Source organism: Agarivorans gilvus, from assembly GCF_001420915.1.
Lineage (GTDB): Bacteria > Pseudomonadota > Gammaproteobacteria > Enterobacterales > Celerinatantimonadaceae > Agarivorans > Agarivorans gilvus.
This window is the reverse complement of the sequence record NZ_CP013021.1, coordinates 3,940,821-3,954,647: the sequence shown is the minus strand read 5'-3', so window position 1 is coordinate 3,954,647 and position 13,827 is coordinate 3,940,821. Positions and strand designations below refer to the sequence as shown.

The 13,827-nt window shown below is 44.8% G+C and carries 11 protein-coding genes and 1 pseudogene; 4 read left to right on the top strand and 8 right to left on the bottom strand.

Annotation, left to right across the window (positions count from 1 at the left end; translation table 11 throughout):
- Window positions 1-41 precede the first annotated feature (41 nt).
- Complete coding sequence (locus tag AR383_RS18810; RefSeq protein WP_055734523.1) at window positions 42-1,244, bottom strand: NnrS family protein; 1,203 nt, start codon at window positions 1,242-1,244, stop codon at window positions 42-44.
- Between the two features lie 180 nt (window positions 1,245-1,424).
- Here AR383_RS18810 and norR point away from each other — a divergent pair, with 180 nt between their 5' ends.
- Window positions 1,425-3,002, top strand: coding sequence for a nitric oxide reductase transcriptional regulator NorR (norR, locus tag AR383_RS18805; RefSeq protein WP_055734522.1), 1,578 nt, complete (start codon window positions 1,425-1,427; stop codon window positions 3,000-3,002).
- Window positions 3,003-3,142: 140 nt separating this feature from the next.
- On the opposite strand, the gene AR383_RS18800 is transcribed toward norR, so the two are convergent.
- From AR383_RS18800 to AR383_RS18785, 4 genes and pseudogenes are all read right to left on the bottom strand, one after another.
- Entirely contained in the window at window positions 3,143-4,186 is a 1,044-nt protein-coding gene (locus AR383_RS18800; protein ID WP_055734521.1) for a DUF2955 domain-containing protein, read from the bottom strand.
- Window positions 4,187-4,198: 12 nt separating this feature from the next.
- Window positions 4,199-5,256: pseudogene (locus AR383_RS18795) on the bottom strand (HlyD family secretion protein).
- Entirely contained in the window at window positions 5,253-5,729 is a 477-nt protein-coding gene (gene slyA, locus AR383_RS18790) for a transcriptional regulator SlyA (RefSeq protein ID WP_308800544.1), read from the bottom strand. The pseudogene AR383_RS18795 and the gene slyA overlap by 4 nt, the downstream one beginning before the upstream one ends.
- Before the next feature lie 601 nt (window positions 5,730-6,330).
- Window positions 6,331-7,116, bottom strand: coding sequence for a DUF2726 domain-containing protein (locus AR383_RS18785; RefSeq protein ID WP_055734519.1), 786 nt, complete (start codon window positions 7,114-7,116; stop codon window positions 6,331-6,333).
- 188 nt (window positions 7,117-7,304) lie between these two features.
- Here AR383_RS18785 and AR383_RS18780 point away from each other — a divergent pair, with 188 nt between their 5' ends.
- On the top strand, window positions 7,305-8,348 hold the full coding sequence (locus AR383_RS18780) for an IS110 family RNA-guided transposase (protein WP_055734518.1): 1,044 nt from the start codon (window positions 7,305-7,307) through the stop codon (window positions 8,346-8,348).
- A 451-nt stretch (window positions 8,349-8,799) separates the two neighbouring features.
- On the opposite strand, the gene AR383_RS18775 is transcribed toward AR383_RS18780, so the two are convergent.
- Together AR383_RS18775 and AR383_RS18770 are read right to left on the bottom strand one after the other, a co-directional pair.
- Complete coding sequence (locus AR383_RS18775; protein ID WP_055734517.1) at window positions 8,800-9,237, bottom strand: hypothetical protein; 438 nt, start codon at window positions 9,235-9,237, stop codon at window positions 8,800-8,802.
- Window positions 9,238-9,357: 120 nt separating this feature from the next.
- Entirely contained in the window at window positions 9,358-9,735 is a 378-nt protein-coding gene (locus tag AR383_RS18770; RefSeq protein ID WP_055734516.1) for a hypothetical protein, read from the bottom strand.
- A gap of 120 nt (window positions 9,736-9,855) precedes the next feature.
- Between AR383_RS18770 and AR383_RS18765 the strand changes: the two genes are divergently transcribed.
- Window positions 9,856-11,010, top strand: a complete 1,155-nt coding sequence (locus AR383_RS18765; RefSeq protein WP_055734515.1) for an IS110 family RNA-guided transposase — start codon at window positions 9,856-9,858, stop codon at window positions 11,008-11,010.
- 366 nt (window positions 11,011-11,376) lie between these two features.
- Here AR383_RS18765 and AR383_RS18760 read toward each other — a convergent pair whose 3' ends face one another.
- On the bottom strand, window positions 11,377-11,646 hold the full coding sequence (locus tag AR383_RS18760) for a hypothetical protein (RefSeq protein WP_055734514.1): 270 nt from the start codon (window positions 11,644-11,646) through the stop codon (window positions 11,377-11,379).
- A gap of 552 nt (window positions 11,647-12,198) precedes the next feature.
- Here AR383_RS18760 and AR383_RS18755 point away from each other — a divergent pair.
- Window positions 12,199-13,362 (top strand): site-specific integrase, encoded by a 1,164-nt coding sequence (locus AR383_RS18755; protein WP_055735096.1) that lies wholly within the window; start codon window positions 12,199-12,201, stop codon window positions 13,360-13,362.
- The last annotated feature ends 465 nt before the right edge of the window (window positions 13,363-13,827 follow it).

The window sequence follows — 13,827 nt, the reverse complement described above, 5'->3', positions numbered from 1 at the left end:
CAAATCTCGATACAAGCGGCGTGGCTTAAGCGCTAAACAAATTACCCAGGATGACCATCAAGCCGAGGGCTTAGCAGCAAGGGGCTAAATTTAATCACAAATAGACCAAATGCCGCCACCCATAAGGCCCCCGATAGATTCACCAATAACAACAAATGTTGTGGCCACAAAGCTACAGCAGCGCCTCTTAATAAAGCCGCCAACATAATCGCAGCAAAGGCTGGCCACATGCTAGGGCCAGCATACACCTCACGCCCGGTATGCCCCAAGCTCACTCGCACTATCATGGCGAGGATCAGCCCAGCAATAACGCCAATTGCCAAAATGTGAATCATTTGATGCGAAACCCACACGGCATTGCCCGTTAGCCCTAACATTGCTAGGCCTTTAATCAATAAGGCGAGTGGAATACAGCCATAAGCGAGTTGTAACGACCATAACAAAGGCTCCTTAAGGCTTAACCACGGCCGCCAACGCAACCAACGAACTAACTGGCTAAGAGCGGCCAACAATACGATAGATGTGCCCAGTAAGTGATCGGTTAAGGGGAAAAAACTTAAAATAAACAACAGCAGTAACGTGGTATTAGCAATACCATCAAGCCACAATAAAGGCTCGGCCTTGGGATGGTTTAAGCGACGCGCACTGAAAAAAGGAATCACCCGCCCTCCCATGATGGAAATCAACATCACAAACCACCACAGCATAGCCTGCCACACAGCAATGGAAGGAAAAGGAGGCATGCCTTTAATGGTGGCATAGCTAGCAAAGTTAGCCACCGTAGCTAATAGCAAAAACCCGCCAAAAATAAGGTTCTTATAACGTTTGGCCCGCAGCACTCTGTGACTTAAGGCATAGGCTGCCGCAAGCAGAAACAAGGCCTCTATAGAACTGATTAACCACAGCGGTGTATCAGTCCAAAATAACACTCTAGGCAATAACCACAGCAAAACCAAAGCCGCTAAATAAAGGCCTCGAGTACCGGCTATACCAGTCCAGTTTTGTACCGCCGTGAGTAAAAAGCCCACCACTATGGCCATGGCGAAACCAAATAACATTTCATGAACATGCCACCATAATGCTGGCACTTGCAACTGGCTCGGTTGGCCATGCTGAAAGGCATACAACCAAATCAGTATTGCCAGCACGGCATAAATACTACCCAACAAAAAGAAGGGCCTAAAGGCTAAACGTAATAAGGGGGGAGTGTTATCTTCGGCACTTTTATCCGTGATCTTCAACATTGTTTGTAACTACCTAAACAGGGTAAACCAGTACGATAAAACTATCGCACAAAACCACTAACATTGCACAAACCGTTCCAATTAATAAAATATTGATTTTATTGGGTTTTATTTTTAAGCCTTGACGCATTGTTGTAATAAATACATCATTCAACTAAACCTAGCACCTGCCGAGATGTCATGAGCCAAGCCCCCGCCGCCCCAACCACCGAACAAATGCTGCTTGAAATTGCACTAGAGCTAAATAGCGGCGTGCCATCAACTCAACATTATCAAAAACTAATAGACTCGCTACAGCGTGTACTTGCTTGTGATGCCAGCGCGCTGTTTACTCTTGATCAACAACAACAGCTGGTGCCAGTAGCGAGCAAAGGCCTTTCTAGCGAGGTGCTAGGTAGGCGCTTTTTGCCCGAGCTTCACCCAAGATTGGCGATGATTTTAGCCAGCCGCCAACCGGTGCGTTTTGCCGACGACTCTCCGCTACCAGATCCCTTCGACGGTTTATTTAGTGACGATCCTCACCATGAAATTTCCGTACATTCTTGCATGGGTTGTAGTTTATACGTGGGCGACAGCCTAGTAGGTGCCATTACTTTCGATGCCCGCCAACCAGCCGCCTTTGACCATGTTAGTGATCATACCATCAGCACATTTGCTGCCTTAGCCGCCGCCAGTATTCGTAATATTAGTCTGTTTGAAGCCTTAAACCGCGCCAACCGCCAGCAACGCTCGCTTAATCAATTATTGATCGACGAAGCCCGCAATAAAGGCGGTAAGCTCATCGGCATTAGCCCTCAGCTAAAACAGCTAAAAACCAATATTCACACGGTGGCTCAATCCAACTATGCCGTATTAATTAGCGGCGAAACCGGCACTGGCAAAGAAGTGGTGGCTCATCAAATTCACGCGCAGAGTTTACGCAACCAGCAACCCATGGTGTACGTTAACTGTGCGGCGCTGCCAGAATCATTGGCAGAAAGTGAGTTATTTGGCCATGTGAAAGGAGCCTTTACTGGCGCCAATAACCAGCGAGCAGGTAAATTTGAATTAGCCGATGGCGGCACCATTTTCTTAGACGAAATTGGCGAGCTGCCCCTGTCCTTACAAGCCAAATTATTACGCGTATTACAACAGGGCGAAGTTCAGCGTGTAGGTGCTGACAAAAACTTGCAGGTAGATGTACGCTTAATTGCCGCCACCAACCGCGACTTAGAGCAAGAAGTTGCCGAAGGACGCTTTCGTTCGGATCTATTCCACCGGCTTAAAGTGTTTCCCATTCATGTGCCGCCACTGCGTGAGCGTGAAGGAGATATTCCGGTATTGGTGGGCTACATACTCGACAACATTCGCCGCCAATTTCACCTTAGCACGCTGCACATTCACCCTAAGGCTTTGCAGCTCTTAGAAGCTCAGCCTTGGCATGGTAACGTAAGAGAACTCGAACATAGCTTAATGCGCGCGGGCTTGCATGCCATGCGCGCCCAATCAAAAGTGATTGAGGTTAAGCACTTCATGAGTGAGTTAAAGCTAGATGACAAAACCCAAGAGCTAGCATTTGGCTTGCCCGCTGCCCTGCCCAGCCAATCAATATCGATGCGCGACGCACAGCTAGCCTATCAAAAGCAATTAATTGAACATGCGCTGGCAGTGAACGGCGGAGTATGGGCGAAGGCGGCTCAGTTTTTACAAATGGATAGGGGTAATCTGTTTCGACTGGGTAAAAAACTGGGGGTAAAGGTCGGCGCTAAAACCCAATAAATAGCAAGGTTGTATAATTAACATCAATCGATGTCAATTATACAACAACGTTCGAATAAGCGACTACTGTAAGCGGCAAGCCGCTCTATATAGAGCTAAACATTGTCCAGCTTAGCAAAGGGTAAAACACCGCGCAGAGACTAATAACCAAAGCGCGTCGCCTCAAACCTATTCAAAATGCGATGCACTAGGTAACACACAAACAAAGTGATAATCACCGCCACTACAATGCTACTAACCCGATATAAGGCACTAAAGATAATGTCTTGATTGGGGCTCAAGTACTGGCCAAACAAAATCCCCAAGGTGGTTAAGCCACCAAAGCCTAGGCCGGGTACGCCGCCCTCTTTGGCGTGCACATAACTAAACATGAGCAAACCAATCCACAACAATAGCGACACCAGTAGCAGTTGATCAGACCAATTGTAAAGCAAGAGCTGACTCGCTACGCCGAAGGTCACCCCCAGCGTCACACCCATCACCCGCTTACGGGCATAGCTAAGAGCGCCATTCCAATGCAAAGGAAAGAGCAACAACAGCGTTGTAGCCTGAGCTGACAGCGAATCGTTTAAGTTAAACACTTGAAAAACAACAAAGGACAAGGTCGCCACCGTTGCCCCTAACAAAGCTTCATGACGACGGCGATGCCCTGGTTTTGGCACGGGAGCGGCAGGCGCTGCAGCAGGTTTTGGGCTAACGGGACGGTCGGGGATAACATGTACTAGCGCTAGGGCTATCAGCAAGGCAACTACATTGGCCCAAATATTCACCGCAATCATGCCGTTCAGATCAGCCGAACTATAGCTGGCAAAGTGCAGCATAATGCTTAAATTAAGCACTCCAGTGGAGCCAAATAGAAACAAGCTACCGCCCGACATACAAGCAAACTTATAAACAAACAGCAAAAACGCCAGCATGGTCATCAGTAAAGGATGAGAGCTAAAAATAGCCGCCAACAAACCCACTTCTAGGCCACTCACCACCGCAGCCGCCAAACTTTGGCGCACAATGTTAGCATTTATCTTGGCTACCGCGCCCAATAACAAGATTGGCGTGACCACGAAAAACACACCAAAATCCAATTCAAAAAACTTACAGAAAACAAAGCCGAAGCTAGCGCCTAAAGACACCCTTAGGCCTCGGCGCATAGCATTTTCAGTTAAAGGCTGATGCCATAGTTGCATAGGGCCTCCAGCTTAATAGATGTAGTGTAATAGGCTCAAAAACTTCAGCTGTAAGCGAGCCAAATAAGCAAACACGGGCTGCTGAGGCAGTAGCTGAACAGTGGCTTTAGCGCCAGAAGGCAAAAACTGAGCGTCGGCTTGTTTGACCGCCAAATGCAAGCGCATCCGCTGTGCGTCACGCACCCAACGATTAGAATTAGCGGGTGTAGCTAAACGGCCGTTGGCGTCGAATTGCCCATCGCTTACCCCGGCATCCATCCCCACCACTTCTGCTTGATAAAGCGTTCCGGGTTGACTATCAAAGGTGACTAAAGCGGGGCTACCGTTCACTGCGTAACGGGAACTTTTTTCCCTAAAATCGGCAATCACTTCCGACTCAGAAGACACTAAGGCAAGTAAAGGCTGACCGGCGTTGGCATAGGCCCCACCGCCAATTGCACATTGGTGACTACTCCATCTTGCTCGGCTTTGACTTCGGTATAGGATAAATTTAAACGTGCTTGTTTCAGTTGGTTTTGCGCCACCTGCAGATTCAAGTTGCTATCGCCCAACTTACCGCGATTTACCTGTAACTGTTTAAGGCGCGCTTCTGCGGCCAATAACTTCGCGTGTTCGGCTACTGCAGCACTCTGGGCATCATCACGTTGTTGCTGAGAAACACTACTACTGGTAAATAAGGCCGCTAAGCGTTTGGCATATTGCTGCTTCTGTTGATAAACAATTTTAATTGCATCTACATCGGCAATTGCCGCCAAAATTGAGGCATCAATTTGCTCGTTTTGTTGTTGAGCTTGCTCTACTGCCAGTTCGGCTCTTTCTACTGCCAACTCATAGACAGACGGATCAATCGAAAACAGTACGTCGCCGCGTTGCACAGCTTGGTTGTTTTCCACCTGCAAGTCCACGATGTTACCGCTCACTTGTGGCACCACCTTCACCACATTGCGCACTACCATGGCTTGGGGTGTTAAGGGCATCTTAAAATCAGCCAATAAAAAATAGGCAAATACGGCGATAAACAGCAATACCGAAAGCTTTACCCAGCGGGTAAATTTCTGTTCGACTGTCATTTCAAGCCCTCCACATCGGTTCTCTGTGCAATGCTGTGAGTAATATTTAGTGCAATTTTTTCTAAGATACTGCTCATTTGCTGCAACTCTTGTTCGCTCACGCCCCGCAACACTTCGGCGCGCACACTCAAAATACGCTGTTCAATATTGCTCACCAAGCTACGGCCTTGTTCGGTAAAACTGACTTCGCGGGCTCGGCGGTCGCCGCCACAACAACGACGTATAATCAGCTCTTGTTCTTCCAGTTGGTTTAGCGTGCGCATCAACGACGCCAGCTCGATGCCTAAAACCTCTGCTAAATGCTTCTGAGTCACCGCTTGATTTAGGTTTTTAAGTTTCCATAACACCGTCCAACGAGAATTGGTTAAACCCAAAGGTTGCAGCTCGATATCGGCGACGCGTCGCCACAAGCGGCTAACCCTGCCTAACTGCTCGGCAGTAGCAAGCGCTTTAAAATTATCTAAGTCGTGCATAATAATCTTCCCAATTACTTAGCGTGCTAAGCATTGTGCAATAGTTAGCACGCTAAGTAAATAACCGTGATTTAAATCACAATTAATTTTTGAGATGAGACTATATAAATTGCCGCTAATAAACCGACTACTAAGCCCTTACTAGCCAAGGTAAGTGATTAGAATAAATGAATAAAAACAAGATTAACTAAAGCGGAAGGGCTACGTAAGAAAGTACAGGCGCAAACGGTACATAACAAAGAGTGGCGATTAACCGAGCTCGCCCTCTCTTTTATATCAGCAAGGTCAACCGCCGACACTTACTTGCTAACGGTCTTTCATTCAGGTTTTCTATGCTGGTGTTAATCGGTAGGAATAGACTTGTGCGCGTTGACAGAGGGGAGCATATCAACGCCGCGTTAAGTAGTGAGCAACATTGCCACCTAACCTAAACCATTGTGCCGTAAACACTAAATTCAAAGCAAACCAAAAATGCCGAGCGTTGCGAATCTGCCTTAAACGCTTTGTTATAAAACTTTTGCCGTAATCCGCCCAGCAATAGTGGAACCTCTTGGTTCAAAACTAGAAGTAAAACGTCCAAGTAATATTTGAAACTGTCCAATTAGTAGTACATTTTTTTGTTGTTATCAAAACACTCTTTAAGAGCTTGATGTAAATCGACAATGTTTATCATTCTTATTGTTTCTGAAATACTTATACAATCAAAATTTTGTTTCTGCATCCCTGTAATCAGGTATATAACTTCGTCTTCGGACACCTCAAGCCAAGTAATGCATCTGTAGTTTCCTTTTTCATCTATACCAACCCAATCAGACGGTACTTGCTGCCTAATTTTACCTAATTTGTAAAACTGTTGTATTGCCAATTGTGAGTCGAGTGAGATCCAATAAGGAAATTTTTGCCCTGTATTTGAACCGCCAGTTATAAAAGAGCAAGGGTCAAAATCTTCATAACAAGATATTACGCCTTGACTCTGAGCAACCTGAAAGTCTTCGTATAAAAACCAGCACTCTATAAAATAAGTTAGCAGATCCAAGCCTTTAAATTTTTTAGATACATAGTTAAAATTGGCACGTAAAATAGGAAGCTCAAATTTTTTACAAAGATTATTCTTCAGCAAATCATTTTTAACTTGGCGGACTTCGGTTTTATGTTGAATACCATCGTATTCAACTGCAAATATTGGTTGATAGTCTTCATCAACAATTACAAAATCAAAGTGAGCCTTAAGACAATAACTAAATTCATCGCGTGAAATACCACTATTGTTAATACTAAATATGTCAGCTAGCCTTACCTTAGTGAAAACTTTAGCTCTCTCCTCGCAGACACGGGTTAACCGATCATAGGTAACTTCTTCATATTTATTTAATAATCGTAAATTCATATATTTCACATTGTTTTATAACGCCTCAAACACCGGCTTAGTGACGTTGGCGGATTTTTTGCGCAAGCGAAAAAGGTGACAGCTTTACCAAGTCCGCGTGCCTTGACTTGATACTCATTGAGCCTTCTCCCTCAACCTAGTTCGAAGAACTAAGCTGAAGGCGACGAAACCAAATAGGAGAAGACTCAATGAGATTTTACACCCAACAGCACCCTTATTACTGTGGCATCGATCTGCACGCTCGCGTTCTTTATGTTTGCATCATTAATGATAAAGGCGAGAAAGTCCTACATCAAAAGATCCCCGCTGAGAAGGACGCTCTTTTAGAACTCATCACTCCTTACCAAGACCAAGTCGTTATTGGGGCCGAATGCATGCACTGTTGGTACTGGGTCAGCGATTTATGTCTCGACTATGCATTTGAATTTGTACTCGGCCATGCGCTCTACATGAAGGCTATCCACGGTGGTAAAACAAAGAATGACCGCATCGACTCTTATAAGATAGCCATGCTTCTTAAAGGCGGGAACTTCCCTATTGCTTATGTCTATCCTAGGCAAATGAGAGCAACGCGCGATTTGCTGCGCCGTCGAACTCATATTGTCAGACATGGGGCTGATTTGAAAGCTCATGTCACCAATACCTTCAGTCAATATAACCTTCCTGCCCATAACCTTAATCTGCGCTACCCATTTGCTAGAAAAGAGCTGCGGAATTGCTTTGCTGATCCGTCGGTGCAGAGAAACGTCGATATTGATTTGAACATCGTTGACTTCTATACCCGAGAACTTTCTAAAGTAGAATGGTTTATCGAGAAGCATGCCAAATACCATAGCGCTCAAGATTACAGTTTGCTCCGTACCATCCCCGGTATTGGCCGCATCTTAGCCCTCACCATTATCTACGAAATTGGAGACATCAAACGATTTTCCAGCGTTCAGAAGTTTGCCTCATATAGCCAGTTAGTAAAATGCAAAGCTGAATCAGCAGGCAAGATATATGGTACGAGTGGAAACAAAATCGGTAATGCGCATTTGAAGTGGGCATTTTCAGAAGCGGCAGTGCTTTATCTAAGGGGAAATGAGGAAGCGAAGCGATATCTGCAACGTTTACTAAAACGCATGAGCAAGGCCAAGGCGTTATCGGCATTGGCGCATAAGCTTGGTCGCTGTGTTTACTTCATGCTAAGGAACAAAACAGTGTTTGACCCAGAACGCTTCTTGTCGAGTTAAGTCGCTCAGTAGCGTGAGCTGAAGATCTAACTGGTGCTGTGAATGAGTATATTAAATGGCCGCCCCTAATGGCATAAAGCCGACGCATAGGCCTTTTATACCAACGAAGTACAAGCCCGATTGCTTTGATTAGCCACGCTATTGGTGCGCCATAGTGACGAACAGCAAAGTTGCTTACACCTGAACCAAGCCTGAAACTAACTGAGCACTGAAGCTCCTGGGTTTGAATAGAGCTGGTGAAGGTTAACCGATGAATGTCTAGTGGCCCTGTAGCTCGCCTACAGGCAGCGGAGAGACCGCAATAAGAGACCCTCTATATGTGTTTGCCGTAAGCACGCTTAATGGCGGAAATGACAGAGCGAAGTAGCCAGCTTCGCTGTTCGATACGATTGGCTGCTGACGCAGCCAATAAGTTCGTATTACCTATTGACGGGAGGAAGGCTCATATGTGTTATATTTTTTCTACTGAGGAAACAGAGCTTACTTTACCATTAACCAAATCAACCCGAGTGAATGGGCAATACGGTACATTACTGTCACTACAACTATAAATGAAGCTCTTCCCTTTATCTCCGTTATTGAACTTGGTATTGAATACCTGTTTGTAGTTGATAGCAAAAGCAGCTTTTACCGCACATTCTGACATACCGTTGACCACTTGATGTTGAGATATCATCGCCCATTCAGAACTTGTAAAAAGATTTCGCTTAATAAGTTCAGACTGCGCCTCTAATGAACGGTTAAGGTGATAGCCATATACAATACAAAGATTGTCATCACTTGCGTTACTAAAATCTGCTGATTGCACATTGAACGAATTGCTAGTTTGAGGTGTAGTGCATGCAGCTAATGGCAATAGTAATACACCTAAGATAATTGATTTTTGCACTAATACTCCTTGAAAAATATAACGCCGCAAGCACGGGCAAAGGTCAGCGGCTTGCCGCGCTGTGGCCTTTGTCCCCGAGGAGCGTAGCGACGAGTTAGTGACTTGCATTGTTAAGTGTTTTCATGCGACCGCGACAATAATTGGTAATGTGCCGCTTGCAACATAGTTAGAATCACAAGCTTCGTCCCAGTGATAGTGACAACCAACCTCAGAGTCTGGATCAAAATCGAAGAACGAAGCGAATACTTTCAGGCTTTCAATGTTGCCCGTAAGCACAATCCCAACTCCATCTTCATACTTCGCAAAGGCTGGGCCACGTCCAGCTTTAATAATCATTGCTTTTTCCAACGTCCCAAAACCACCAGAACAGCCCTCGGCATCAAAGCTTAATTCGATTGATTCGTTCTCACCTATGCTCTCGATTCGTGAGCGTATGCGTTGAAGCTCCTTTACGCTTCCAGCTATAGAGACTTCATCATCCATGCGATATAACTTCATATGGCCTCCAGACACTTAGACATAATGACTCCCCAAGAAGGCGCTGATCTCCAACTTCGTGGGTTAGCTGAAAGCCAGAGCCATAATAGTTAATGACAATAAACTAGATTGGAGATCAGCATGAACAAACATAACATACTTTTTATTGGCCTAGATACTCACAAAGAGTTTGTTGAAGTCGCCTATATTGAAGGCCAACGAGGCACACAAGCTGTTCACTTCGGTAGAATATCTAGCGCTAAAACCGCTATTGTTAAACTGGCCAAGCAATTGCAATCTAAATACTCACAAGCCACCTTACACTTTGTCTATGAAACGGGGCCTTGCGGCTACTGGATATATCGCCTGCTCACCAGCCTTGGCCATTGTTGTTATGTAGTGGCACCTTCGCTTATCCCTAAAAAGCCAGGCGATAAGATTAAAACCGATAAGCGTGATGCACTCAAACTGGCCAAGCTACTAAAAACTGAAGACCTTACACCAATTTACGTCCCAGAGCCTGAAGATGAAGCAGTAAGGGATTTATCCCGTGCGCGTGAAACCGCCATGAAAGACCTAAAAGATGCCAAGTATCAGTTAAAAGCCCTGCTACTACGTAACAACATTAACTATGCGGGCACTGCCAATTGGTCGGCTAAACACCTGCGTTGGCTCACCGAGTTAGTACTGCCCCACCCAGCACAACAAATTGCGCTACAAGAGTATTTACACACCATTAATGAACGTGTTGCTCGCTTAAAGCGTCTTGATAATGAATTAACCCATCAGGTACAAGCATGGCGTTATTACCCCGTAGTGAAAGCCGTACAAGCCATGCGTGGGGTTCGGCTACTGGTGGCCACTGGCCTAATTGCAGAGCTGGGTGATATACGCCGCTTTGACCACCCGCGAAAATTGATGAGTTATTTAGGTTTAGTGCCTAGTGAACATTCAAGTGGGGGAAAACGACATATAGGCGCAATCACCAAATGTGGTAATGGCCGAGCTAGACGTTTACTTATTGAAGGAGCTCACAGCTACCGTTATCCCGCAAACATCTCTAGTGACTTACAGCTCAGGCAAGAAGGTTTACCCAAAGCGATTGTAGATAAGGCTTGGCAAGCTCAATTGCGATTGTGCCGCCGTTATCAACGCCTGATGCACAAAGGTAAACACTATAACGTGGTGGTAACCGCCATTGCCCGAGAGATGATTGCCTATATTTGGGCGATAGCTAAACAAGTGGTTTTAGTTGATGTTAACCCCAAACTGCGTTTAGCCAGAGTACCCGCATAATGACAAGAATAGAGTTAGTGCATGAGATTAAGCATCGGCTGTGGCACAACCACCGACGGCGTTAGGATGGCAGCTATCGAAAGATAAGTGACCCACGAGCATAGACTGAAGACAGGTGTCACGACGGAATAAGTAAGGTTAGCACTGCCCGTAATTTGGGTAATCTACGGATATCAGCATGAGAACCGACGAACTTACTTGCTTCAATCTTGTGCATTAACTCGCCCTTTAAACTAAGCGCTATGGTTCAACACGAGCTAGGGATTTAGGCGGCCAACTTGACAGGGGGAGTCATACCAACGCCGCCAACAGCGGCCGAGTGAAACGAGGTCGAGCGCACGCAGTGCGCGCTGCTGTTTGGCCTTGTTAAAAAGCTGCCAACGTTCCTTGAATAGAAAGCAAGGCAACGACGACACTATAGATTATTAAGACGACCCAGTTGAATGAACGGTAATACGTATGTTTATTCCCCTGACAAATCAGGGAGCTACGATAAATTAACACCCCGGCAGCTACCGAACAAAAAGAGATTGCTAGATAGTGACCAAAATCCATTTGAATAGACCAAACCCCAACTATCGCATTAAATATCCTCAGCAGACCAGCAATAATGATTAATAATCCTATCCATTTCATCGGAAGTCCTTTGCCTTTTTAACAGTGAATTACCCGGACTTCTCATTAAACCCCAGCAATCTCTGCCTAGTTAAACTCACTCCAAGTAAAATTACTTAACAATGACAATAACTTACCAGTTAAAACCGAAGTTTCACAGCGCTTATTGACAAAAGGCAAAGCGAGAATAGATTTACCGCGCCATTTTTGGGCGCGGTAAACTTAGAGATAATGAAATAAAATAATTAAATTCAAATAGTTGTAAAAACAGCCAAAAAACAAAGCGAGAACAAACTAGCTAATATTTGGCTCGCTTTGTCGTATATTTTGTTGAGTTCCATTACCACTGAGTAAATAACCAGTATATAGATAAAAGAAAAGTCGGCGGGATACTGCTAACTCGTTTCGGGGCAAAAATAAATTAATGAAGTCGCCGCGCTTTACTCTCCGAAAAACTCTCTGCTGTATGACACAGTCTTAGTGGACTCTATGCTAGCTTGTTTAAGGCTCAAGCAGCATTGCGATATATCTAATGGTGTTCGAGAAGGAAGAATGACTTTAGAGGCGATCAAGATGAACGAAAACTCCGACAAAACAAAAGGCGTCGAAATCAGAGAAAATTCAATGAGGATTACTTTTCAATACAAGGGTATACAGTGCCGCGAGACCATCAGTGGGATCCCAGTAACAAAAAGTAATATTAAATATGCAGCTAGAAAAAGAGCCTCGATCCTACTCAAGATCGAGAAAGGCACATTTAACTACCTTGACGAATTTCCTAATAGCAAAATGGCTAGAAAACTTGGCTTTATCACAACCAAGAATCAGACCGTCAAACACTATTTAGAACAATATCTAACCAACTGCGTAAACAGAAATCTCTCTCCATCGACTGTCAACGGCTACAGGAAATGTATAACAGCTCTTTCTCCATTCCATCCCGTTCAGGTAAAAGAAGTTACGCCCAGCATGATTAAATCGTTCATTCAAAACAGCACTGTATCGCTAAAAACAATGCGGAATAACTTGTCATTACTACGTTCGGCCTTAGATGAATGTATTACAGACGGGCTCATCAGTGTAAATCCTTGCATTGGCGTCAACCCCGCTAAATACATGAGGGCGCAAGACAAGACCAATGCCAGAGGGGAAAATTTAGATATAGACCCCATCACCCCCAGAGAAGAAGAAGCAATTTTAATGGCGGCCAACTCAGAGCCGCAATGGAAAAATCTATTTCAGTTTTGGCTACATACAGGCTTAAGAAGTTCTGAATTGATAGCCCTTAAGTGGGCAGACATTGACCTGATCAACAAGCAAATAATGGTAGTTGAAGCCATGGTGTTAGGCATTACCAAAGGCACCAAAACCAAATCAGGTAAACGGTTAGTCGATTTAGACGATGCAGCCTACAACGCAATTGTTAGTCAGAAACAACACACCTTTTTAGAAAATGAATATGTATTTCATGATCCAAGAACACAAAAACACTGGCTAAGTAGTGACAGCATTCGTAAAAAAGCATGGGCTCCCGTTCTTAAAAAAGCAGGAGTTCGTTATCGCCGCCCCTACAATTGCCGCCATACCTTCGCTTGTCGGCACATATCAACTAATGCAAATTACTGGTGGCTAGCTAACCAAATGGGGCACAAGTCGCCAGAAATGTTATTTAAGCATTACGGCTCATACATGGACGAGTTCAATCGAAGTAAACGGCCATTTTTAGAGGGAAAGTAGATGCAATATTGGACGCCAGTTCGACTTCCTATTTCTCCATTAGATTCGGCGACGGGATGACCTCCCTCGCCAATTTTCAAATCAAAACAAATGACTAGTTTCAGCCTCAACCCATTTTCAACCCAAACAAAAACAACCCAAACAAAACCAATTCAAAAACAATACCTTGCATTAAAATAACGGCAGGCTCGAAACCCGCCAGCTCCACCAATATTAAATAAAGGCTTGATTCTATTAAAGTTTCAAGCCTTTTTGATTTTGGAAGTTGAATGCGAGTGTCACGATTATACGTAAACTTCCCTATTTAAAGAAGAATCGACACGGGGTTTACTACTTTCGCCTCATCTTCACCCAAGCGGTACGTGCTCTTTCCAATGCACCGCAAGACATATCCCTTCATTAGAGACCAATAACCCTATACATTGAGACTCATGCCGCATTGTTACGCAGCAAGCAGCCTTAAGC

What these genes read in the sequence shown, in the direction of transcription:
- AR383_RS18810 (WP_055734523.1), bottom strand. Translation starts at nt 1,244, where the DNA reads ATGTTGAAGATCACGGATAAAAGTGCCGAAGATAACACTCCCCCCTTA.
- norR (WP_055734522.1), top strand. Translation starts at nt 1,425, where the DNA reads ATGAGCCAAGCCCCCGCCGCCCCAACCACCGAACAAATGCTGCTTGAA.
- AR383_RS18800 (WP_055734521.1), bottom strand. Translation starts at nt 4,186, where the DNA reads ATGCAACTATGGCATCAGCCTTTAACTGAAAATGCTATGCGCCGAGGC.
- slyA (WP_308800544.1), bottom strand. Translation starts at nt 5,729, where the DNA reads ATGCACGACTTAGATAATTTTAAAGCGCTTGCTACTGCCGAGCAGTTA.
- AR383_RS18785 (WP_055734519.1), bottom strand. Translation starts at nt 7,116, where the DNA reads ATGAATTTACGATTATTAAATAAATATGAAGAAGTTACCTATGATCGG.
- AR383_RS18780 (WP_055734518.1), top strand. Translation starts at nt 7,305, where the DNA reads ATGAGATTTTACACCCAACAGCACCCTTATTACTGTGGCATCGATCTG.
- AR383_RS18770 (WP_055734516.1), bottom strand. Translation starts at nt 9,735, where the DNA reads ATGAAGTTATATCGCATGGATGATGAAGTCTCTATAGCTGGAAGCGTA.
- AR383_RS18765 (WP_055734515.1), top strand. Translation starts at nt 9,856, where the DNA reads ATGAACAAACATAACATACTTTTTATTGGCCTAGATACTCACAAAGAG.
- AR383_RS18760 (WP_055734514.1), bottom strand. Translation starts at nt 11,646, where the DNA reads ATGAAATGGATAGGATTATTAATCATTATTGCTGGTCTGCTGAGGATA.
- AR383_RS18755 (WP_055735096.1), top strand. Translation starts at nt 12,199, where the DNA reads ATGAACGAAAACTCCGACAAAACAAAAGGCGTCGAAATCAGAGAAAAT.